Raw genomic sequence first — 20,402 nt, forward strand, 5'->3', positions numbered from 1 at the left:
CGGACCATCTCCGCTGACCGCTTCGATCAACAGGGGGCCTTGCGGGCCCGGCCCCGCCCCGCCGGAGGCGGAGCGGATTGCTCAGTACGCGCTGTTGACGTTGTCCATGGAGCCGTACCGGTGGGCGGCGTAGTTGCAGGCCGCCGCGATGTTGGAGACCGGGTTCCACACGTCGAACGGGGTGCCGGGCACGTGGTACGCGGCGAAGGTGGGGTCGATCACCTGGAGCAGGCCCTTGGAGGGGATGCCCATCATGGCGTTGGAGTCCCACAGGTTGATGGCCCCCGGGTCGCCCGAGGATTCCCGCAGGATGTTGCGTTTGATGCCGTCGAAGCTGCCGGGGATGCCGTTCGCGGCCATGATGTCCAGGGCTTCCTGGATCCAGCCGTCCAGGTTGTTGGGGTAGACCGGGGCGGGCGCCGGCGCGGGTGCCGCCTCGGGAGCGGGGGCCGGGGCCGGCGCGGCCAGCGCTTCGGGGGCGGGCGCCGGAGCCGGAATGATCTCGGCCTCGGCGGCGGGCGCGGCGATGGCGGCCGCCTCGTCGGTCCGGGGTGCGGGCGCCTGCTCGGCGACCATGGCAACCCGGCTGGGGGAGCTGTCATCGGCCATGGAGACCGCGGACGAGGCGGTGACGGCGACGATACCGGCCGTGGCGAGGGCGAAGCCGAAGACCTCACGCTTGGTACGACGGCGCAGGCTGGTGAAACTGTGGGAAGGCATGATCGGATTCGGTTCCTTGTTCGGTCTCGGGATCCGGCCCGGTTCGGGCAGCACGGATCTTCGGTGCGGGCCGGTGGCCCGCTACCGGAAAACATGACTGTGCTGTTATCGGGTTCTTTTGTGTGACACCGAACGCAGGCTGGTCCGGGTCCGGATGGCGCATATCGCGGTTACCGGGTGGCTTCCCGGTCCGCCGCGCCCGCAGGAACTCCACACTGTGGTGAAGTCGAGTGGACTCGAGTTCGACTATCGCGATACTCTTTGTGGTTGTCGCGCCGGCGAGTTTTCGCGGTTGTTTCCAACCTTGGGTCCACAACATCGCGGACTAGCCGAACTTCAGGTCTTTGACGACCGGATCTCAGAATGGTCACAGTAGGTGAACAGCAGGTTAACGGAGCCTGAGAAAATCTTAAGTGCGATCTTGAAGTGGGAAATGAATGCGTTCCATCACCGCGACGACCTGGGGAAATGGTTCTAAACATCTTGTGGTGCAGGACATAAAATTTCTGATCGGTAACGGTGGATTCAGGTGCTCGTGATGGTTCCGTGATGGGAAAACGCGGTGGCGGCGGGGTTGCCACGAGGGTGCGGTGACTCCGGTCGGGGCCGCTTTCCCAGGGTGATGTGCTCCGGGGGTGGAACGGCGCCGTGGCGAAATGGTGTGATGAGGCCCTGTAGGCCCGGCGGCCGGGTCGCCACCGGGCCGGACCGATATCGGAAAGAGGGCCCGCGATGTACTCGACGCCGAGTTATCCGCAGCTGTTCACCCCGCTCGAGGTCGGGCACACCACACTGCGCAACAGGGTGGTCATGGGATCCATGCACACCGGTCTGGAGGACCGGGCCTGGGATACGAACCGGCTGGCCGCCTACTTCGCCGAACGCGCCCGCGGCGGGGTCGGCCTGATCATCACCGGTGGTTACGCGCCCAATCGCACCGGATGGTTGCTGCCGTTCGGCGCGAAACTGACCAACCGGACCGAGGCCTACCGCCATCGCGCGATCACGCGCGCGGTGCACCAGGCGGGCGGCAGGATCGCGCTGCAGATCCTGCACGCGGGGCGATACGCCTACGTCCCGGGCAGCGTATCCGCCTCCTCGATCAAGGCGCCGATCAATCCGTTCCGTCCCCGTGCCCTTTCGGACCGGGGAATTCGGCGGACCATCGACGATTATGTCCGATGCGCCGAACTCGCCCGGTTCGCGGGATACGACGGGGTCGAAATAATGGGCGGGGAGGGATACCTGATCAATCAATTCCTCGCGCCGCGTACGAACAAACGAACCGATCGTTGGGGCGGCTCTGCCGAAAATCGCCGGCGGCTCGCGGTGGAGATCGTCAGGCGCACCCGAGTGGCGGTCGGGTCCGAGTTCCTGATCGTATTCCGTTTGTCGATGGCGGAACTGGTGGAAAACGGGCAGACTCTCGATGAGATCCTCGCGCTCGCCCGGGAATTGGAGACGGCCGGCGTCGATATTCTCAATACGGATATCGGCTGGCACGAGGCGCGAGTGCCCACGATCGTGACCTCGGTACCGCGCGCGGCCTTCGTGGATTTCACCGCGAAGATCACTGCGGCGGTGGGGATCCCGGTGTGCGCCTCGAACCGCATCAATATGCCCGAGGTCGCCGAGGAGATCCTGACCCGCGGCGACGCGCAGCTCGTCTCGATGGCCAGGCCGCTGCTGGCCGACCCTGAATGGGCCGACAAGGCCGCCACCGGCCGGACCGACGAGATCAATACCTGTATCGCCTGCAACCAGGCCTGCCTCGACCACGCCTTCCAGCACCGTACGGTGTCGTGCCTGCTGAACCCGCGGGCCGGCCGGGAAACCGAGCTCGTCCTGCTGCCCGCCCGGCGTGCGAAGAGCATCGCGGTGGTGGGGGCCGGGCCGGCCGGGCTCTCGGCGGCAGTGAATCTGGCCGAGCGCGGCCACCGGGTGGACCTGTTCGAGGCTCTCGATCGAATCGGCGGCCAGTTCGATATCGCGCGCCGGATTCCGGGCAAAGAGGAGTTCGACGAGTCCATCCGCTATTTCACCCGCAAACTGGAAATCACCGGTGTGCAGGTGCATCTGAACACCCGTGTCACCGCGGCCGACCTGATCGACCGGCGCTACGACGAGGTCGTGCTGGCGACAGGGGTCCGGCCGCGTATCCCGGATATCCCGGGTATCGACCATCCGATGGTGCTCTCGTATGCCGAACTCGTGCGTGACGGCAAACCGGTGGGCGAGCGGGTCGCGGTGATCGGTGCCGGCGGAATCGGCTTCGATGTGAGCGAATACCTGGTCGTGGACGGGCATCCGACGCTGAAACCGGACGAGTGGCGCGAGGAGTGGGGTGTCGATACCGACGACGAACAATCGCGCGGCCAGTTGCGCGCACCCCGCCCGGCCCCCGCGGCGCGTGAGGTCGTTCTGTTGCAGCGCAAAGACACCACCTTCGGGAAAGGACTCGGGAAGACGAGCGGTTGGGTGCATCGGGCGGCGTTGAAGGCCAGAGGGGTCGAGCAGATCGGCGGGGTGAACTACGAGCGGATCGACGATGCGGGGCTGCACATCAGCTTCGGCCCGAAGCGTGCGCGGCCCCGGGTGATCCCGGTCGACAATGTGATCATCTGCGCCGGCCAGGAATCGGTGCGTGACCTCGAATCGGAACTCACCGCCGCGGGGGTGCCGACGCATCTGATCGGTGGCGCCGAACTGGCCGCCGAACTCGACGCGAAGCGGGCCATCGAGCAGGGCACCCGGCTGGCCGCGCGGTTGTGAGGGCCGCTCGATAATCGCTTTCCCGCCCGGGAGTGGCGCGGTAGGCTGGCCGCTTTGTGTCCGCGCAAAGCAGGGGGGTGACCGTGTCGGCCACTGCGGTCGATCTCCGGGGCACTGCCGGTGTCTACTGGCGGCTCGTGGTGGCCGGATTCCGCCGGCAATGGCGGTACAAGCTGGCCATGGTCGCCGGGTTGTTCACCAACTGTGTGTTCGGCTTCGTCCGTGCGTCGGTGATGATCGCCGCCATCGACGCCACCGGTGGGTTCGGCGGATACGACGCGGGCAGTATCGGGGCCTATGTCTGGATCTCCCAGGGACTGCTCGGCGCGCTGCAGTTCATGGGCGCGGAACTGGAACTGGCCGAACGGATCCGTACCGGTGATATCGCGATCGATTTCCTGCGGCCGGTGGATGTGCAGCTGGGGAATCTCGCCGCCGATCTCGGCCGGGCGCTGTGCACGCTGATCCCCCGGGGCATACCGAGCCTGCTGGTCGGTGCGCTCACCTTCGGGCTGGCGTTTCCCGGCTCGCCCGAGTCCTATGTGCTCGGTCTCCTCAGCGTCGTGCTCGCCACGGCCATCTCCTTCCTGTCCCTGTTCGTCCTCACCACCGCCGGATTCTGGGTGGTGGAGACCCGCGGGCTGCGGACGCTGTATCAGGTCGGCGGCCCGTTCCTCGCCGGACTGTTCGTCCCGGTGCACATCTTCCCGGACTGGCTGCGCGGTATCGCCCACTGCACGCCCTTCCCGTCGATGCTGCAGGTGCCGGTGGATGTGCTGTCCGGCCGGGCCACCGGCTGGGACGCGGCGCAGCTGGTGGGTACGCAGGTCTGCTGGCTGCTGGTCGTGCTCGTACTGGGACGCGTCCTGCTGGCCGCGGGGCGGCGCAAGCTGGAGGTGCAGGGTGGTTGAGACCGCTGTGCGCCCGCCGCGGAACCGGCGGATTCCCGCCGGCAATCGATTCGCTCCCTATGCGGCGGTGCTGCGGTCCCGGATCCGGGCGCAGCGCACCTATCGGCTGTCCTTCGCCAGCGATATGGCGGGGGCGACTGTGGTCGGACTGGCCGAATTCGCCGAGGTATGGCTGATCTTCCACCAGGCGAAGGTGCTGGGCGGCCTGGACCTGGACGCCGCGCTGCTGCTGTTCGGTCTGAGCAATCTGGCCTTCGCGCTGGCCCAGTTGGTGTTCGGGCACCTGGACAAACTGCCGAATCTCATCCGCCTCGGCCAGCTCGACATCTACCATCTGCGCCCGCAGCCGGTGCTGCTGCAATTGATCACCAGCGATTTCTCCTTGCGCCGCCTGGCCCGGGCCACGGTCGCGCTGGTGGTGCTGACCGTCGGGCTGGTGCGCAACGAGATCGAGTGGTCGGCCGTCTCCGTGGCGCTGATCGCGCTGACGGTGGTGTGCGGCACCGTCCTTTTCGGTGGACTGTTCGTGGTGGCCGCGGGCTGCCAGTTCTTCCTGATCGACGGGGCGGAGATGACCAACAGCTTCACCTACGGCGGATCCTTCGCGGCGACGCAACCCGCGTCGGTTTTCCCCACACCGCTGAAGCTGCTGTTCTGCGTCGCGATACCGGTGGCGTTCACCGCTTATCTCCCGACCCTGGCACTACTGGATCTACCCGGCCCCGCCGGGCGGCCGGCCTGGCTCGCCTGGTGCGCGCCGCTCGCGGCGGCATGGGTGTGGGTGCTGGCTTGGGTGATGTGGCGGATCGGAACGAGGCACTATCAGAGCGGCGGTGGCTGAGATGGGGTACGACAGGACAACAGACGATTCGATTATCGAGGTCGACGAGCTGACCAGGTGTTTCACCCGCCGGACCGGCAAGGGTCTGCGGTCGCGGCGCGCGGTGGTCACCGCGGTCGACGCCATGACCTTCCGGGTCGAGCGGGGCGCGGCGGTCGGCTATATCGGCGCGAACGGCGCCGGGAAGTCGACCACGATCAAAATGCTCACCGGCATCCTGGTGCCGACCTCGGGCTCGGTGCGCACCTGCGGTCTGGAACCCATCCGGCAACGCCGGGACCTGGCGAGCCGGATCGGTGTCGTGTTCGGGCAGCGTTCCCAGTTGTGGTGGGATCTGCCGCTGCGGGAATCGTTCACGATCCTGGCCGCCATCCACCGGCTCGAACCCGCGGCCGGGCGGGCGCGCACCGCGGAACTGGTCGAACAGCTGGAGATGGCCGATACGCTCGACACGCCGGTCCGGCAGTTGTCGCTGGGACAGCGGATGCGCGCCGAGGTGGCCGCGGCGCTGCTGCACTGCCCGGAGTTGATCATTCTGGACGAGCCCACCATCGGGTTGGATGTGCTCTCGAAGCAACGCCTGCGCGAATTCCTGCGGACCGAACGCGCCGAGCGAGGCACCACCCTCGTGTTGACCACCCACGATATGGGCGATATCGAGCGACTCTGCGACCGGGTGCTGGTGGTCGATCACGGGCGCTTGGCCTACGACGGATCGTTGCCCGGCCTGGGCGCGACGGTGGGCGCGCAGCGCGTGCTGGTCGTCGACCTCGCCGTACCCGGACCGGCCCTGGACGGTCTCGCCGGGGCGGAACTGATCTCGGCGGAGGCGGAGGGTATGCGGCAGCGGCTGGCCTTCGACGCCGAGACCACCACCGCCGCGCAGCTGCTGGCCGAGGTGTCGGCGCGGGCCGAGGTCCGTGACCTCTCGATCGAGGAACCCGATATCGAGGACATCGTGCGGCGGCTCTACGAAACCGCCCGCTGAAAAGCGAGGTGCCGGGCCCCGAGGGGGACCCGGCACCGGACGGGCGAGCGTCACATCTCGGCGTTGCCCGCTTTCCATTCCGGCCACGGAATGTTCCAGTCGCCCAGCCCGTCCGTCCCGGGCAGGACCGGGCCGACCGTGTTCGTCACGATGGCGATATCACCACGTTTGGCGGTGTTGTAGACCCACTGCGCGTCCTCGGGGCTGAGATTGAGGCACCCGTGGCTGGTGTTGGTATTGCCCTGCGCGCCCAGCGACCACGGCGCCGAGTGGAAGAAGATCCCGCTGTAGGACATCCGGGTGGCCCAGTCGACATCGGTGCGGTACCCGGCGGGCGAGTTCACGGCGACGCCGTAGGTGGAGGAGTCCATGACGATGTGCTCGTGCCGGTCCGCCAGGATGTAGATCCCGTTGTTCGTGGGCGTGTCGTCCTTACCCATCGAGGTCGGCATGGTGCGGATGACCTGGCCGTTCTTCTCGACGGTCACCATCTTCGTATTGTCGTCGGCCTTGAAGACCACCGCATCGCCGACGACGAAGTTCGAGTGGATGTCATCCTGGCCGTAGAGTCCGTTGCCCAGATCCTTGCCGTAGACGTTCACATCGATCGTCACCTTGGTGCCCGCCGTCCAGAAATGCTCGGGCCGCCACCGGACCTCACGGTTGTTCACCCAGTAGAAAGCACCCTCTACCGGCGGATCGGTTTTGATGGTGATGGCGTCCTGCGCGGCCTTGCGGTCGGGGATGTTCTCGTCGAACTGGACCGCCACCGGCTGACCGATGCCGACCACTTCACCCTCGCCGGGCACCAGGTACGGCTTGGTGACATTGCCGGGCGCGGTTGTGGTGAAACTCATACCGGCGGTCGACGCGCCGCCCAGGCCGTTGGCCCGCGCCTGCAGGCGGTAGGTCTTGCTGTACCCGAGCGGTTCGGTGGTGGACCAGCTGCGTCCGTCAGCCGCCAGCTGACCGGCCACCGGCTGGTCGTCGGGGTTGAGCAGGGCGACCTCGGTGAACAGGCCGTCGGTGATCTCGAACTTCATGCCCGCGGCCGGCGAGACCCCGATGTCCCCGTCCTTGACCGGGGCCACGAGCTTGGGCTTGATGAGCTCGGTGAGGGGGTTGCGGTCGATGGCGACGGTGCCGTCCGATGCCTCCGACGAGGAACAAGCGGTCAGCGCCAGCGCGGCGATCGCGACGAGGACCAGCGGCCCGAAGAGCCAGCGGACCGGCCTGCGCCGATCACGAATATGCATATCAACCCCGTTTCAAGTCTCGGCGCACCCGCTACGCGCCGACGGCTTCGGATCCGACCGATCACCTGCTCACCTCGACCCACGGCAGCGGGATCGGTCGAGACCACGTACACCATTCTGCCAGCCGCGCCGAGGTGATCCCAACCCACGATCACTTCCGGTGCCCGGCCCACATACACATAGGGTTCCGGGCACCGGTCGTTACGGTGCCGGCCGGCTCGCACCGCCCGACGGGATATCGATTTCACTTCTGCGGCCCGAGCCTGTTAATGTCTGTCCCGCACCGCACAGCGGAGCACGCGCCATTAGCTCAATTGGCAGAGCAGCTGACTCTTAATCAGCGGGTTCGGGGTTCGAGTCCCTGATGGCGCACTTCGAATCGAAAGACATTCTCCGACTATAGGGTTTGCGCTGGGTGCCCGTACATTCGACGGACCCAGACGTGATCAACCCGCTATCTCGCCGTACTTCGACCGTGGCTCCAGCCCGGTCACCGGACCGCCTCGGTAGCCTCTCCGGAGCTCCGTGGATCCATTAGTGTGCGCGGTATGAGCGAGGCGAACGCGCGGGTGGGGCGCGGGCAGGTGGTCGCATGGGGGCTGTGGGACTGGGGGTCGGCCGCGTTCAATGCCGTGATCACCACCTTCGTCTTCGCGGTGTATCTCACCGACAGCGTCGGCGAGGATCTGCCGGGTGATGTCTCCGCCAGCGCGTGGCTGGGGTGGGCGCTCGGGTTCGCCGGACTGGTCGTCGCGCTGACCGCGCCGGTCACCGGTCAGCGTTTCGACGCGACCGCGAACCGCAAACGTTCGCTCGGGATCATGACCGCTGTCGTCGTGGCGCTGTCGGCGGCGATGTTCTTCGTCGAGGACGAGTACTCCTATCTGTGGCTCGGGCTGGTGTTGCTCGCCCTGGGGTCGGTGTTCCTCGAACTCGCGACGGTGCCCTACAACGCGATGTTGCGCCAGGTGTCCACCCCCGCGACGGTGGGCCGGGTATCCGGATTCGGCTGGGCCATGGGTTACTTCGGCGGCATCTTCCTCCTGCTCATCTGCTATTTCGGATTCATCGCCGGCGACGGCCCGCAGCGGGGGCTGCTCGGGGTGAGCACCGAGGGTGGGCTGAACATCCGGTTGGTCGTCCTACTGGCGGCGGTCTGGTTCGGTGTGTTCGCGCTGCCGGTGCTGTTCGCGGTGCCGGAGGTGCCGCGTACCCGGGTCGATCCGGGGGCGGCGAGCGCGGGATTTCTCGGCTCCTACCGGGTGCTGTGGCGTGATCTGAAGGAACTGTGGGCGCTCGATCGCACCGTTATCTGGTTCCTGCTGGCCAGCGCGGTCTTCCGGGACGGTCTGGCCGGCGTTTTCGCCTTCGGCGCGGTGCTGGCGGTGCAGGTGTACGGGATCAGCGAGTCCGATGTGCTGCTGTTCGGTATCGCGGCCAACGTGGTCGCGGCGCTCGGGGCGGTCGTGGCCGGCCGGTTCGACGATACGGTCGGGCCGAAACGCGTGATCGCGGTATCGCTGCTGTCCGCGGTGGTGTGCGGTGCGGTACTGCTGGTGGTCTCGGGCGCCGTGATGTTCTGGATCTTCGGCTTGGCGCTGACGCTGTTCGTCGGTCCGGCGCAGGCCTCGGCGCGGTCCTTCCTCACCCGGCTGACGCCACCCGGGCGGGAAGGGCAGCTGTTCGGTCTCTACACCACGACCGGGCGGGCCGCCTCATTCCTGGCTCCCACCCTGTTCGGCTTGTTCGTCTGGGGCTTCGGCGCGGACCGGGCCGGTATCGGCGGCCTGTTGGTGGTGCTGGGCGCGGGACTCGTCGCCCTGCTGTTCGTACCGGCACCGGACGCTTCGGGCCGAAAGGATCCAGCGCAGACGCCTGTCGCCTGACGCGATCCCGGCCGGCGAGCTCAGGGCTTCCAGGCGCCCATGCCGAGGGCGATGAGGCGGATCTGCTGGATGGTGCGGTCGACCACCGGTTGTTCCGCGCGCGGTGTGGCGCCCACATAGTCGGCGATCCCGTCGATCACGGTGGAGACCAGCAGGTCGGCGGCGACCTCCAGATCGCCGGGGGACCAGTCGTCGAGAGCCGGGACCCGGGACAGGTCCGCCACCAGCTCGCGCACGATCAGCTGGAGCTCGAGCGCGATGGCCGAACGCAGCGCCGGGCTGCCGCCGCGCTGCTCCCGGATCAGGAATCCGTACAGCTCCCGCTTCCGGGCGACTTCAGCGAAGACGAATCGCACCGTTGCCGAGAGGCGGGCGTCGGGGGTGCGGCGGAGCTGTCGCAGCGCCAGTCGCAGCGCCTGGACGCCCTCGTCCACCAGAGTGGCGCCCAGGTCGTCCAGGGAATCGAAATGCCGGTAGAAGGCGGTGGGCACGATACCGGCCGAGCGGGCTATCTCGCGCAGGCTCAGCGCACCGAAACCGCGTTCGGCGGCCAGTGCCAGCGTGCCGGCGAGCAGGGCCTGCCGGGTGCGCTCTTTGCGCTCGCCGCGGCTCGCTCCCTGATCGGTCATTTCAGTGAGCATACAGCCGTTCACCATTCCCTCATCTCCCTCTTGTCGCCCGCGTCACACCGATTACTGGTTGACAGTCACTGCGGGGTATCCGGCACACTAGTTGAGTGTACAGGCGTACACCGAAATAAGTTCGACCTCGTGACACGACCGACGGATAGGGACGGAGAACTCCCATGGTGGCCCTGCTCGATCTGGTGCAGACCCTGACCACTCCGCATCCGGTGGACCGGTATCTGGAACTGGTACGCCCGATGCTGACCGTCCGCGATATGCGGGCCCGCATCGTCGACGTGGACCGTTCGGTTCCGGGCACGATCTCGCTGGGCCTGCGCCCGACTCGGCAGTGGGACGGGCTGCGCGCGGGACAGTTCCTGCAGCTGGGCGTGGTGATCGACGGCGTCCGTCACCTGCGCTGCTATTCGCCGGTGAACTCTCAGCACGATCGCCGCCGCCGCCTCGACCTCACTCTCCGGGTGCATCCGCACGGCCTGGTGTCGCGGTATCTGCACGAACACGCGCGCCCCGGCATGGTCGTGGACCTCGAGCCGGCCTCCGGAATCTTCCATCTGCCGGACCGGCGGCCCGAGCGGGTGCTGCTGATCAGTGGCGGCAGCGGGATCACGCCGGTGCTGTCCATGCTGCGCACCCTCGTCGACGAGAAATACTCCGGCGAGGTGGTTTTCCTACACTACGCACGCTCGCCGGAACTGGTGCCCCACCGCGCGGAACTCGCCGGAATCGCTGCCGCCCATCGGAATATCGCGGTCGAGCTGCGGTATCCGAAACGGGACGGCCGGGGTTTCGATCACGACGAACTCGCGCGAGTGGCGCCGTGGTTCGCCGGCGCGCAGACCTATCTGTGCGGGCCGCCACCGCTCATGGACTCGGTCCGGACGGTCTACGCGGACGCGAACCTGAGTGAACGTCTGCACACCGAAGAGTTTGTCGTCACCACCGCGCCGGTGGACGACGCGGACGTGGAAGGGGCCACGACCTTCTCGGCCAGCGGCGTGACCGCGGAGAATACCGGTTCGTCCCTGCTGGAGCAGGCCGAGGCCGCCGGCCTCAGTCCCGAGTTCGGCTGCCGGATGGGGATCTGCTTCTCCTGCACCTCGGTCCGGCGCAGCGGCTGCACCCGCAACTTGCGCACCGGGGAGCTGGAGTCCGACCCCGACCAGCCGATCCAACTCTGCGTCCAGGCCGCCGTCGGCGACGTGGACATCGAAATCTGACATCGAGAAGGGGAGAAACAGATGACCATCCTCACCGAGACCAAGGACGGACCGCTGGTCCTCTCACCCGACCAGGTCGAAGAGATCGGTCGCACTCTGGACGAACTGCGCGACCGCATCGTCGCCGATCTGGGCGAGCGCGACCGCGAGTACATCTACGACATCATCAAGGCGCAACGCGGATTCGAGATCGCCGGGCGCGGCCTGATGTACCTGGGCTTCCTGCCCCCGTTCTGGCTGGCCGGCGTGGCCGCACTCAGCGTGTCGAAGATCCTCGACAATATGGAGATCGGCCACAATGTCATGCACGGCCAGTACGACTGGATGCGGGAGCCGGGCCTGAATTCGCGGGTCTTCGAATGGGATACCGTCTGCCCGGCGGACCAGTGGAAGCATTCGCACAACTACATCCACCACACCTACACCAATATCCACGGCCGTGACCGCGATATCGGCTACGGCGTGCTGCGGATGGACGAGGGACAGGACTGGCACCCGTACTACCTGGGCAACCCGCTCTACGCGTTCCTGCTGATGGTCTTCTTCGAGTGGGGCGTGATGCTGCACGACCTCGAAGCCGACAACATCGTCAAGGGCAAGCGCAGCTGGTCGGACCTGAAACCCTTGATCAAGGGGCAGCTCCGTAAGTCGGGCCGGCAGGTCCTCAAGGACTACGTGGCGTTCCCGCTGCTGACCGGTCCGCTGTTCCTGTCCACCCTCGCCGGGAACGCGACGGCGAACCTGGTGCGCAATCTGTGGGCGTACTCGATCATCTTCTGCGGACACTTCCCCTCCGGCGTGCAGACGTTCACCGAGGAGGAGACCGCCGAGGAGACCCGCGGCGAATGGTATGTCCGGCAGATGCTCGGCTCGGCCAATATCTCCGGAAGCCGGCTGTTCCACATCATGTCCGGCAATCTGTCGCATCAGATCGAGCACCACCTCTTCCCGGATCTTCCGGCCAACCGGTACCCGGAGATCGCCCCGGACGTGCGCGCGCTGTGCGAGAAGTTCGGGCTGCCCTACAACACCGGTCCGCTGAGCAAGCAGATCGGTTCGGTGTGGGCGAAGATCTTCCAGCTGGCGCTGCCGCCGCGGCTGACGGAGTCCCGGATCGCCCGGTTCCTGCCCGCTGTACTGCGGAAACAGCCCGATCCCGGTGTTATCGTGATGCGTCAGCAGAGTTCTACCGAAGCGGGCGTGCGATGATCGGCAAATTCGAGGTCAACAAGGATCTCATCCAGGAACTCACCACGTCGGGGGCGCGCCGGGTCGGCAATATCGCGAGCATCATCACCGGCACTGTCTCGGAGGTGACCCGGGAGATCGGGGAATGGATCACCGACGCCATCGAGATGAACGAAGCGGCCGCCGCGGCCGAACGTGACGCCGCCGCCGAACGTGACGCCGCCACGGCCGAGGCGGGCACGCGCGACGGCGATATCCGTCCGGCCGACCGGGAGGGGGCGGGCGCTCCGCCGGTCCGGGAGAGCGGCGCCGTGCCGGCCGCCGACATCATCGATGTCGAGACCGCCGAGCCCGGCCCTTCCGGAACCCATCACTGATGCCGACCGGAAACCGCTCGGTGGGACAACTCGCACCGGGCGGTTACCCATGGGCTAACCTCGGCTCGTGCCCGCCTATGTGTCCTCGCCGGAGCTGACCTTCGGTTTCCTGTTCTCTCTGGAGGACCCCGAGCGGATCGCCGAGGTGGTGCGCGACCTGATGGAGCGCAAAACCGTCTCGGTTTTCCGGCTGGCCCGGCTGTCCGACGACGCGGGGCCGCCGGAACGCTATGTGGTCAACTGGGCGGCCATCCCGCAGATCTCCATCACCACCACCGCCCCCGACCCGGCCGAACTACGGGCCGACCAGGTGATGCTGGTCAACGCCTTCCTCGGGGACGCGGGCGAGGTCCGGCTGTATTCGCAGGGGAGTACGCCGCAATAGACCGAGCCACTCCGCAGGATCCCCGTGACTGGTGGTGATCCACCGTTACCGAACTGTAGCCTTGTTCGGGGGATCTGAACGAGCGATGGGTAACAAGGAGTGGGCGCAGTGGAGAACGTGATACGGCTGCTGATCGTATTCGGGGGCACGCTTGCCGTGACGATCGCCCTGGGCTGGGCGATAGACCGCGGCCTCCGATACTGGTCGGCCCGACACCCGAAGACCACCATTCCGGGCCTGCTACGACGTATCCAACTGCCGCTGCAGTTGTTCCTCGGCTTCGCCGCGCTCCGGATCACCTACCCACTGGCCGACCTGAAACTGCGCCAGGACGCCGTGATCCTCAGCGTGCTCGCCTCCATGGTCACCATGTCGGCGGTCTGGCTGGTGGTCCGGATAGCCGATGCGGTGGCCGACGGGCTGCTGAACAGCTACTCCCGCCGCGCCCGCGATCCGCGCCGGGTGCGCCAGCTGAACACCCAGTTCACGCTGATCCGCCGGATCACGACCGCGCTGCTCGCGGTCGCGACGGCGGCGATCGCCATGCTGGTCATGTTCCCCGGATTGCGCGTGCTGGGCACCTCCCTGCTGGCCTCGGCCGGCATCATCGGCATCATCGCCGGTGTCGCGGCACAATCCACGCTCAGCAACCTCATGGCGGGCCTGCAGATCGCTTTCGGTGATTCGGTGAAGATCGGCGACACGGTCGTCGTCGAGGGCGAGATGGGCACCGTCGAGGAGATCACCCTCTCCTTCCTCACCGTCCGGATCTGGGACGATCGCCGGCTCACCATGCCGGTCTCGTACTTCAACAGCAAACCGTACGAGAACTGGTCGCGCGGCGGCCCGCAGATGACCGGCACCGTGTTCCTCTACCTGGACCACAGCGCCCCCGTGGCCGACCTCCGCGAGCATCTCTACGAATACCTCAGCGAGCACCCCGACTGGGACGGCCGCAGCTGGAATCTTCTGGTGACCGACAGCACCCCCACCGGTATCGAGGTCCGGGCGTCGATGACCGGCCGTGACTCGGACGCCGTGTGGTCGCTGCGCTGTGCGGTCCGCGAGGAACTGATCAGCTGGCTGAACACTCAGCATCCGGGCGCGCTGCCGCGCCTGGCCGCGCTGGACGGATTCGACAAGACCCCGGTCAGGTAGCCCCTCCGGGCGGCCGGGCCATCCGGAGATCTCGATGCCGTGTCGGTACGGCGGGACCTACGGCGAATTGGTGTGTGATAGCTCACAATTGAGGGACGGTCGAGCCGGTTGAGACGGCTCGACCAGCACTCTCGAAGGAGCGTTGATCACGATGCCTGCTCCCGCCGGTTATCCGGTCCGAGTCCGCGGCGATCTGGACCCCGCGCTGTCGCGCTGGTTGTGGATCGTGAAATGGCTTCTCGCCATTCCGCACTACATAGTTCTGTTCTTCCTGCATATCGGTTATGCCGTGGTCACGGTGATCGCGTTCTTCGCGATCCTGTTCACCGGCAGATACCCGCGGGCCCTGTTCGACTACAGCGTCGGGGTCATGCGGTGGTCGTGGCGGGTCGGCTTCTACGCCTGGACGCCGGCCGGTACCGACAAATATCCGCCGTTCTCCCTGGCCCGCGATGACGACTACGCGGCGGATCTGGACATCGACTATCCGCCGTCGCTGCATCGTGGGCTGGTGCTGGTGAAATGGTGGCTGCTGGCCATTCCGCACTACCTGATCATCGGCGGTATGACCGGTGCCGCCTGGCTGGTCGATTTCGACGACGCCGACACCACGGCCAGCGCCGCGGGTATCCCGCTGATCGGTGTGCTGACCTTCGTCGCCTTGGTCGGGCTGCTGTTCGGGGCACGCTATTCGCCGGGTCTGTTCGATTTCGTGATGGGGGTCAACCGGTGGATCCTGCGGGTGCAGGCCTACGGCTCGTTGCTCCGCGACGAATACCCGCCCTTCCGCCTGGATCAGGGCGCCCGCGACGAGGCGGCGCCGCCGCCCGCGGTCGATACGAGCAAACCCGAAGTCTGAGACCGCTACCGACCGAACGAAAAAGCCCGAGGGCCGATAGGCCCTCGGGCTTTTCAGGGTGAGTGACGGGACTCGAACCCGCGACAGCCAGGATCACAACCTGGTGCTCTACCAACTGAACTACACTCACCATCGCCGGTTTTGCACCGGCGGCCTAGATAGTAGCGCGTCTACCCCTCCACAAGCCAATCGGTTACCGGTGTGCCGGTCGCCGGGCCTCAGGCGGGGCCGGGCGCGCCCCCGCCGGTTCCACCGACGGGACCGGCGCCGACCTCGGCGGCTATCGCGGCGATCTCCGCTGTCGAGGGCCCCGGCGCGGGGACGAAGGCGGTGCGCCGGTAGTACTCGAGTTCCCGGATGGATTCCTGGATATCGGCGAGCGCGCGATGGGCCAGCCCCTTCTCGGGCTGGCCGAAATAGATCCGCGGGTACCAGCGCCGGCACAGCTCCTTGATCGAGCTGACGTCGATCATCCGGTAGTGCAGGTGGGCGTCCAGCTCCGGCATGTCCCGGGCGATGAAACCGCGATCGGTGGCGATGGAATTACCGGCCAGGGGCACCATCCGAGCGGTCGGCGCGTACTGCTTCACATAGTCGAGTACCTGCTGCTCGGCCTCGGCGAGGGTGACCGTGGAGCGCCGCACCTCCTCGGTGAGACCGGACCGGGCGTGCATGTCGGCGACCACCTCGGGCATCGCGGCGAGCGCCTCGTCGTCGGCGTGGATGACGATATCCACCCCGTCACCGAGAACGTTCAGATCGCTGTCGGTCACCAGGGCGGCGACCTCGATCAGCTTGTCGCCGACCAGATCGAGCCCGGTCATCTCACAATCCATCCACACCACTAATTTGTCCGACACCCGCACTACCCTAATCAGCGGCACCGGCCGCCGAGCGCAATCGCCGCCCGCTCCGTGTGGGAAGTCCGCGGACGGCGCCCCGCTCAGCCGCCGAGCTTCTTGTAGAACGCGCCCGCGATCGGCGCGGTGACAGCCCTGGGCCCGTAGTTCCCGGCGGCACTCATACCCTTCCCGATCAGGCCCGGCACCACCCGCATCTTGTTGCGGGCCAGCGCGTCGATCGAGATCCGGGCCGTGTACTCCGAGGACACCCACAGGAAGTCAGGGACCATCCGGTCGACCAAGGAGGCGTCGGCGGGGTCAGGAGCCTCGGTACGTACCGGACCCGGGGCCAGCAGGGTGACGTGCACCCCGGAACCCTTGAGCTCGCCGCGCAGAGATTCGGCGAAGGTGTTGGCGAAGGCTTTGCTCGCGGCGTAGGTGGCGTTGTTGGGGATCGGCATGTTCCCGGCCGCCGAACCGCTCACCAGGATGCCCCCGGCCCGTCGTGCGAGCATCACGGGCAGCACGGCCAGGGTCAGGTCGTGCACGGCGACGGCGTTCAACTCCAGCTGATCGCGTTCGTAGGCGGGATCGAGGGCGGCGAGGGGGCCGAAGGTCGCGATACCCGCGTTGTTGCAGAGGATCGAGATATCGCGGCCGGCGAGTTCCTCGGTGAGCGGACCGCGCTGTGCCCGATCGGCGAGGTCGACGGCGCGGACTTCGGCGGTGATGCCGTGCTCGCGGGTCAGGCGGGCGGCCAGTTCGTCGAGGAGCTCGGCGCGGCGCGCGACCAGGATGAGCGAATGGCCCCGGCGGGCCAGTTCGGTGGCCAGTGCGGTGCCGATTCCGGACGAAGCGCCGGTCACCACGGCACGGCTCTCGGCGGTAGGCGAAGGCAAACCCATTCCCGACACCCTAGAGGGCGCGGCCGGGCGGAGCCCGTTCGCGGCCTGTGCGCGGACGGGGCGAACGCGGCGACAGGGACCGGGCGCGTGATGCGCGGCGAAGCGAGCCGGAAAACCGGAATCGACCACCGGGATCGTGTGTTTGGAGCTCGCCGGAGGGGGTACACCCACTCCGACTGGCCCGAACAGCTCAGTCGGGTGGGTGGAGCGCCCCCGGCAGGAATCGAACCTGCGACCTAGGGATTAGAAGGCCCTTGCTCTATCCAACTGAGCTACGGAGGCAGTGGTTCCACCATGGCGGACAACGGCCGCGCTGTCCAGCTGAAAAGTGTAGCGATCGTCCGGATCGTTTGATTTGGGCTGCCCGGAAACAGCCCCGGCGGGCCGAACCGGGCCCACCGAACTACTCTCGAACCTATGTCGTCAGCCCAGGCTCCCGCCGCCGGATCCGCCACGAAAGCCGGTCGGCCCAGTGGCTCGGCGGTCGTTCCGGCGGTGCTGACCGTATTCGCCGCGGCTCTCGCCGCATTGGTATCGATGCTGGTGGTGGGTCTGTCGGCCGCCCAGGCGCTGAGCCTGCTGGGTATCCCCGATCCCGGTCCGCTGACCACCTACGGTCTGCCCGCGCTCCGGGCGCTGGCCGATCTCTTCGCGGCCTTCACGGTGGGCTCGCTGCTCTTCGCGGCCTTTCTGGTGCCGCCGCAGCGCAGCGGTCTGCTCGACACCGGTGGTTACCGTGCGGTGCGGCGGGCCTCGGGCCTGGCGGTAGCCTGGGCGGTAGCCGCCGCGCTGCTGGTACCGCTGACGGTCTCCGACAGCACCGGCCGCCCGGTCACCGCGATCCTGGCGCCCCAGGATCTGTGGGGGGTCGCCGATGAGATCGAACTCGCCGGTACCTGGCGGCTGACCGCGATCGGAGCCCTGCTGCTGGCTATCGCTTGCCGGCTGGCCCTGCGCTGGGGCTGGACACCGGTGCTGTTCGGCGCGTCGGTCGCGGTGATGATGCCGCTGGCGCTGACCGGGCACTCCGCGTCCGGCGGCGCCCACGATGTGGCCACCAACAGCCTGATCCTGCACCTGATCGCCGCGGCGGTCTGGGTCGGCGGACTCGGCGCACTGCTGGTCCACGTGCTGCACGACGGCACCCATACGGCTCTGGCGGCACGACGTTTCTCCGCGGTGGCCCTGGTGCCCTTCGTGGTGCTCGCGCTCAGCGGGGTGGCCAACTCGTGGGTGCGGGTGCCCTGGGACGAACTGTTGACCAGCACCTACGGCCGGCTGGTACTGGCCAAGGTCGCCGCACTGCTGATCCTCGGCGTGTTCGGCTGGTTCCAGCGGCGCGCGGCGCTGCCGGCGCTGGCCGCCGATCCGGATGATCGGCGCGCCCTCGCCCGGTTCGCGAGTGTGGAGCTGCTCGTCTTCGCCGCGACCATGGGTCTGGCGGTGGGGCTGGGCCGGACCCCGCCACCGGCGCCGACGAGCGTCCCCACCCCGATGGAGGTCGAACTCGGGTACAACCTGGACGGCCCGCCCACGGTGGCGCGACTGCTCTTCGACTGGCGGTTCGACCTGATCTTCGGCACCCTCGCCATCGTGCTGGCGGTGCTCTATCTGCTGGGCGTCCGGCGGTTGCGGGCACGCGGTGACGTCTGGCCGGTGGGCCGGACCGTGGCGTGGCTGCTGGGTTGCGCGGTGTTGCTGTTCACGACCTCGTCGGGGGTCGGCCGGTACGCGCCCGCCATGTTCAGCGTGCATATGGGCGCGCATATGGCGCTGTCGATGCTGACCCCGATCCTGCTGGCGCTGGGCGGTATGGTGACGCTCGCGCTGCGCGCGCTGCCACCGGCCGGCCGGGACGGGGCCCCGGGCCCCCGGGAATGGATCCTGGCGGCCGTACACAACCCGGTCTCCCGTTTCCTCACCCAGCCGATCGTGGCCTCGGTGCTGTTCGTGGCCGGTTTCTACGCGCTGTACCTGGGCGGGATCTTCGACGCCTACGCCGATTCACATACCGCGCATCTGCTGATGAACCTGCACTTCCTGCTCAGCGGCTACCTTTTCTACTGGGTGGTGATCGGAATCGACCCCAAACCACGCCGGGTGGAACCCCTGACCAGACTGGCCATGGTGTTCGGATCGCTGCCTTTCCACGCGTTCTTCGGGGTCGTGTTGATGGGTATGAGCACGGTGCTGGCCGGCTGGTTCTATCGCAGCCTCGACCTCGGCTGGCATATCGATCTACTGGGTGATCAGCGCACCGGGGGCAGCCTGGCGTGGGCCACCGGTGAGGTGCCCCTGGTCGTGGTGATGCTCGCGCTGCTGATCCAGTGGTCGCGCAGTGACGCACGACTGGCCCGGCGGACCGACCGCGCCGCGGAACGTGACCACGACGCGGAACTCGCCGCGCACAATGCCATGTTCGCCGAATTGGCCAAGCGAGATCGGGCAAGTAGGTAGATGACCGAGCAGAAAATCCCGCTGACACCTGTGCCACCGCTCCGGCGTATCTATCGGTCGGACGTGCGGGCGGCGCGTCGGCGCCTGACCGGACGCATTCGCAAGACCCCGGTATTCCACACCGCCGTACCCGGACCCGGCGGACCCGTCCCGGTCACGCTGAAGCTGGAGTATCTGCAGCACGGCGGCACCTTCAAGGTGCGCGGCAGCTACAACGCGCTGCTGTCGGAACGGGTGTGTCCCGAACACGTGGTGATCGCCTCGGGCGGCAACGCGGGCATCGCGGCGGCGCTGGCGGCGGCCGGAATGGGGAAGACCTGCACGGTGGTGGTACCGGAATCGGCGCCGCACACCAAGGTCGCCGCCATGTGGTCGCACGGGGCCGAGGTGCGCTGGCACGGCACCACCTATGCCGAGGCCCACGAGCACGCCTGCGAGATCACCGCCGAACGTGGCGCGTTGCAGTTGCACGCCTACGATCTGCCGGCGGTGGTGGCGGGGGCCGGGGTGATCGAACTGGAGATCGAGGAGCAGGTCCGGGGCCGGCCGCCGATCCTCGTCGCGGTGGGCGGTGGTGGGTTGATCGGCGGGATCGCCGCCGCCGGTGGGCGCCGCCGCGAGATCGTGGGCGTGGAACCCGAAGGAATCCCGACCCTGAACTCCGCGCTGGCCGCCGGGAAGCCGGTGGATGTGGCGGTGTCCAGTATCACCGCCGACGCCCTGGGCGCCTCCCGTATCGGCGAGATCGCACTCGACGTGGCCCGGCGCTACGGTGTGCGGTCCACGCTGGTGACCGACGACGCGATCACCGATGCCCGGGACTACCTGTGGCGGGAATTCCGGATCGTCGTGGAACTCTCCGGTGCGGTGGCCTTGGCGGCGATCCTGAGCGGTGCCTATGTACCGCGCGAAGGCGAGCGTCCGGTGGTGGTGTTGTGCGGCGCGAACACCGAACTCCCGGTGCTCTGACCCGCTGACCGGCGTGTCGGGCCA

At 67.5% G+C, this 20,402-nt stretch carries 18 protein-coding genes and 3 tRNA genes; 14 read left to right on the plus strand and 7 right to left on the minus strand.

Annotated elements, in window-relative coordinates; genetic code table 11:
* Nucleotides 1-81: 81 nt before the first annotated feature.
* On the minus strand, nt 82-720 hold the full coding sequence (locus tag ABZV91_RS04590; RefSeq protein WP_355235336.1) for a transglycosylase SLT domain-containing protein: 639 nt from the start codon (nt 718-720) through the stop codon (nt 82-84).
* 732 nt (nt 721-1,452) lie between these two features.
* Here ABZV91_RS04590 and ABZV91_RS04595 point away from each other — a divergent pair.
* From ABZV91_RS04595 to ABZV91_RS04610, 4 genes are all read left to right on the plus strand, one after another.
* Nucleotides 1,453-3,492: an NADPH-dependent 2,4-dienoyl-CoA reductase gene (locus ABZV91_RS04595; RefSeq protein ID WP_355235342.1), complete on the plus strand. Its 2,040-nt coding sequence runs from the start codon at nt 1,453-1,455 to the stop codon at nt 3,490-3,492.
* Between the two features lie 83 nt (nt 3,493-3,575).
* Nucleotides 3,576-4,403, plus strand: coding sequence for an ABC-2 family transporter protein (locus ABZV91_RS04600; protein WP_355235345.1), 828 nt, complete (start codon nt 3,576-3,578; stop codon nt 4,401-4,403).
* Nucleotides 4,396-5,244: an ABC-2 family transporter protein gene (locus tag ABZV91_RS04605; RefSeq protein ID WP_355235347.1), complete on the plus strand. Its 849-nt coding sequence runs from the start codon at nt 4,396-4,398 to the stop codon at nt 5,242-5,244. Before ABZV91_RS04600 ends, ABZV91_RS04605 begins: the two co-directional genes overlap by 8 nt.
* A 1-nt stretch (nt 5,245) precedes the next feature.
* Nucleotides 5,246-6,232, plus strand: coding sequence for an ATP-binding cassette domain-containing protein (locus ABZV91_RS04610; RefSeq protein ID WP_355235422.1), 987 nt, complete (start codon nt 5,246-5,248; stop codon nt 6,230-6,232).
* A 50-nt stretch (nt 6,233-6,282) separates the two neighbouring features.
* Here ABZV91_RS04610 and ABZV91_RS04615 read toward each other — a convergent pair whose 3' ends face one another.
* On the minus strand, nt 6,283-7,488 hold the full coding sequence (locus ABZV91_RS04615; RefSeq protein ID WP_355235349.1) for an Ig-like domain-containing protein: 1,206 nt from the start codon (nt 7,486-7,488) through the stop codon (nt 6,283-6,285).
* 299 nt (nt 7,489-7,787) lie between these two features.
* Here ABZV91_RS04615 and ABZV91_RS04620 point away from each other — a divergent pair.
* A tRNA-Lys gene (locus ABZV91_RS04620) sits at nt 7,788-7,860 on the plus strand.
* 176 nt (nt 7,861-8,036) lie between these two features.
* Nucleotides 8,037-9,374 (plus strand): MFS transporter, encoded by a 1,338-nt coding sequence (locus ABZV91_RS04625; RefSeq protein ID WP_355235352.1) that lies wholly within the window; start codon nt 8,037-8,039, stop codon nt 9,372-9,374.
* A 20-nt stretch (nt 9,375-9,394) separates the two neighbouring features.
* Here the strand turns inward: ABZV91_RS04625 and ABZV91_RS04630 are convergent, their stop codons facing one another.
* The gene (locus ABZV91_RS04630) at nt 9,395-10,003 is read right to left on the minus strand and encodes a TetR family transcriptional regulator (RefSeq protein WP_355235355.1); all 609 of its coding nucleotides are present in this window, start codon (nt 10,001-10,003) and stop codon (nt 9,395-9,397) included.
* A gap of 176 nt (nt 10,004-10,179) precedes the next feature.
* On the opposite strand from ABZV91_RS04630, the gene ABZV91_RS04635 reads away from it, so the two are divergent.
* From ABZV91_RS04635 to ABZV91_RS04660, 6 genes are all read left to right on the plus strand, one after another.
* Entirely contained in the window at nt 10,180-11,238 is a 1,059-nt protein-coding gene (locus tag ABZV91_RS04635; protein WP_355235357.1) for an FAD-binding oxidoreductase, read from the plus strand.
* A 21-nt stretch (nt 11,239-11,259) separates the two neighbouring features.
* The gene (locus ABZV91_RS04640) at nt 11,260-12,447 is read left to right on the plus strand and encodes an acyl-CoA desaturase (RefSeq protein WP_355235360.1); all 1,188 of its coding nucleotides are present in this window, start codon (nt 11,260-11,262) and stop codon (nt 12,445-12,447) included.
* Nucleotides 12,444-12,803 carry a hypothetical protein gene (locus tag ABZV91_RS04645; RefSeq protein ID WP_355235363.1) on the plus strand — a complete coding sequence of 120 codons (360 nt, stop codon included), beginning with the start codon at nt 12,444-12,446 and terminating at the stop codon, nt 12,801-12,803. The genes ABZV91_RS04640 and ABZV91_RS04645 overlap by 4 nt, the downstream gene beginning before the upstream one ends.
* A gap of 67 nt (nt 12,804-12,870) precedes the next feature.
* Complete coding sequence (locus ABZV91_RS04650) at nt 12,871-13,188, plus strand: hypothetical protein (protein WP_355235366.1); 318 nt, start codon at nt 12,871-12,873, stop codon at nt 13,186-13,188.
* 108 nt (nt 13,189-13,296) lie between these two features.
* A complete protein-coding gene (locus tag ABZV91_RS04655; RefSeq protein ID WP_355235369.1) occupies nt 13,297-14,346 on the plus strand; it encodes a mechanosensitive ion channel domain-containing protein in 1,050 nt (349 codons plus the stop codon).
* Between the two features lie 151 nt (nt 14,347-14,497).
* On the plus strand, nt 14,498-15,205 hold the full coding sequence (locus ABZV91_RS04660; RefSeq protein WP_355235372.1) for a DUF4389 domain-containing protein: 708 nt from the start codon (nt 14,498-14,500) through the stop codon (nt 15,203-15,205).
* Nucleotides 15,206-15,262: 57 nt separating this feature from the next.
* On the opposite strand, the gene ABZV91_RS04665 is transcribed toward ABZV91_RS04660, so the two are convergent.
* The 4 genes from ABZV91_RS04665 to ABZV91_RS04680 form a co-directional block, all read right to left on the minus strand.
* Nucleotides 15,263-15,335: transfer RNA gene (locus ABZV91_RS04665), tRNA-His, on the minus strand.
* 88 nt (nt 15,336-15,423) lie between these two features.
* On the minus strand, nt 15,424-16,065 hold the full coding sequence (gene orn / locus ABZV91_RS04670) for an oligoribonuclease (RefSeq protein WP_355235375.1): 642 nt from the start codon (nt 16,063-16,065) through the stop codon (nt 15,424-15,426).
* A gap of 83 nt (nt 16,066-16,148) precedes the next feature.
* Nucleotides 16,149-16,952, minus strand: a complete 804-nt coding sequence (gene cmrA / locus ABZV91_RS04675) for a mycolate reductase (RefSeq protein ID WP_355235377.1) — start codon at nt 16,950-16,952, stop codon at nt 16,149-16,151.
* Between the two features lie 208 nt (nt 16,953-17,160).
* Nucleotides 17,161-17,234: transfer RNA gene (locus tag ABZV91_RS04680), tRNA-Arg, on the minus strand.
* 135 nt (nt 17,235-17,369) lie between these two features.
* Between ABZV91_RS04680 and ABZV91_RS04685 the strand changes: the two genes are divergently transcribed.
* Together ABZV91_RS04685 and ABZV91_RS04690 are read left to right on the plus strand one after the other, a co-directional pair.
* Nucleotides 17,370-19,409 (plus strand): cytochrome c oxidase assembly protein, encoded by a 2,040-nt coding sequence (locus ABZV91_RS04685; RefSeq protein WP_355235380.1) that lies wholly within the window; start codon nt 17,370-17,372, stop codon nt 19,407-19,409.
* Nucleotides 19,410-20,378 (plus strand): threonine/serine dehydratase, encoded by a 969-nt coding sequence (locus ABZV91_RS04690; protein WP_355235383.1) that lies wholly within the window; start codon nt 19,410-19,412, stop codon nt 20,376-20,378.
* Nucleotides 20,379-20,402: the final 24 nt, after the last annotated feature.

Origin of the sequence: Nocardia sp. NPDC004568 (assembly GCF_040609955.1) — a bacterium.
Taxonomy (GTDB): Bacteria; Actinomycetota; Actinomycetes; order Mycobacteriales; family Mycobacteriaceae; genus Nocardia.

What these genes read in the sequence shown, in the direction of transcription:
- ABZV91_RS04630 (WP_355235355.1), bottom strand. Translation starts at nt 10,003, where the DNA reads ATGACCGATCAGGGAGCGAGCCGCGGCGAGCGCAAAGAGCGCACCCGG.
- ABZV91_RS04645 (WP_355235363.1), top strand. Translation starts at nt 12,444, where the DNA reads ATGATCGGCAAATTCGAGGTCAACAAGGATCTCATCCAGGAACTCACC.
- ABZV91_RS04610 (WP_355235422.1), top strand. Translation starts at nt 5,246, where the DNA reads ATGGGGTACGACAGGACAACAGACGATTCGATTATCGAGGTCGACGAG.
- ABZV91_RS04635 (WP_355235357.1), top strand. Translation starts at nt 10,180, where the DNA reads ATGGTGGCCCTGCTCGATCTGGTGCAGACCCTGACCACTCCGCATCCG.
- ABZV91_RS04595 (WP_355235342.1), top strand. Translation starts at nt 1,453, where the DNA reads ATGTACTCGACGCCGAGTTATCCGCAGCTGTTCACCCCGCTCGAGGTC.
- cmrA (WP_355235377.1), bottom strand. Translation starts at nt 16,952, where the DNA reads ATGGGTTTGCCTTCGCCTACCGCCGAGAGCCGTGCCGTGGTGACCGGC.
- ABZV91_RS04640 (WP_355235360.1), top strand. Translation starts at nt 11,260, where the DNA reads ATGACCATCCTCACCGAGACCAAGGACGGACCGCTGGTCCTCTCACCC.
- ABZV91_RS04615 (WP_355235349.1), bottom strand. Translation starts at nt 7,488, where the DNA reads ATGCATATTCGTGATCGGCGCAGGCCGGTCCGCTGGCTCTTCGGGCCG.
- ABZV91_RS04660 (WP_355235372.1), top strand. Translation starts at nt 14,498, where the DNA reads ATGCCTGCTCCCGCCGGTTATCCGGTCCGAGTCCGCGGCGATCTGGAC.
- ABZV91_RS04690 (WP_355235383.1), top strand. Translation starts at nt 19,410, where the DNA reads ATGACCGAGCAGAAAATCCCGCTGACACCTGTGCCACCGCTCCGGCGT.
- ABZV91_RS04590 (WP_355235336.1), bottom strand. Translation starts at nt 720, where the DNA reads ATGCCTTCCCACAGTTTCACCAGCCTGCGCCGTCGTACCAAGCGTGAG.
- ABZV91_RS04685 (WP_355235380.1), top strand. Translation starts at nt 17,370, where the DNA reads ATGTCGTCAGCCCAGGCTCCCGCCGCCGGATCCGCCACGAAAGCCGGT.
- ABZV91_RS04625 (WP_355235352.1), top strand. Translation starts at nt 8,037, where the DNA reads ATGAGCGAGGCGAACGCGCGGGTGGGGCGCGGGCAGGTGGTCGCATGG.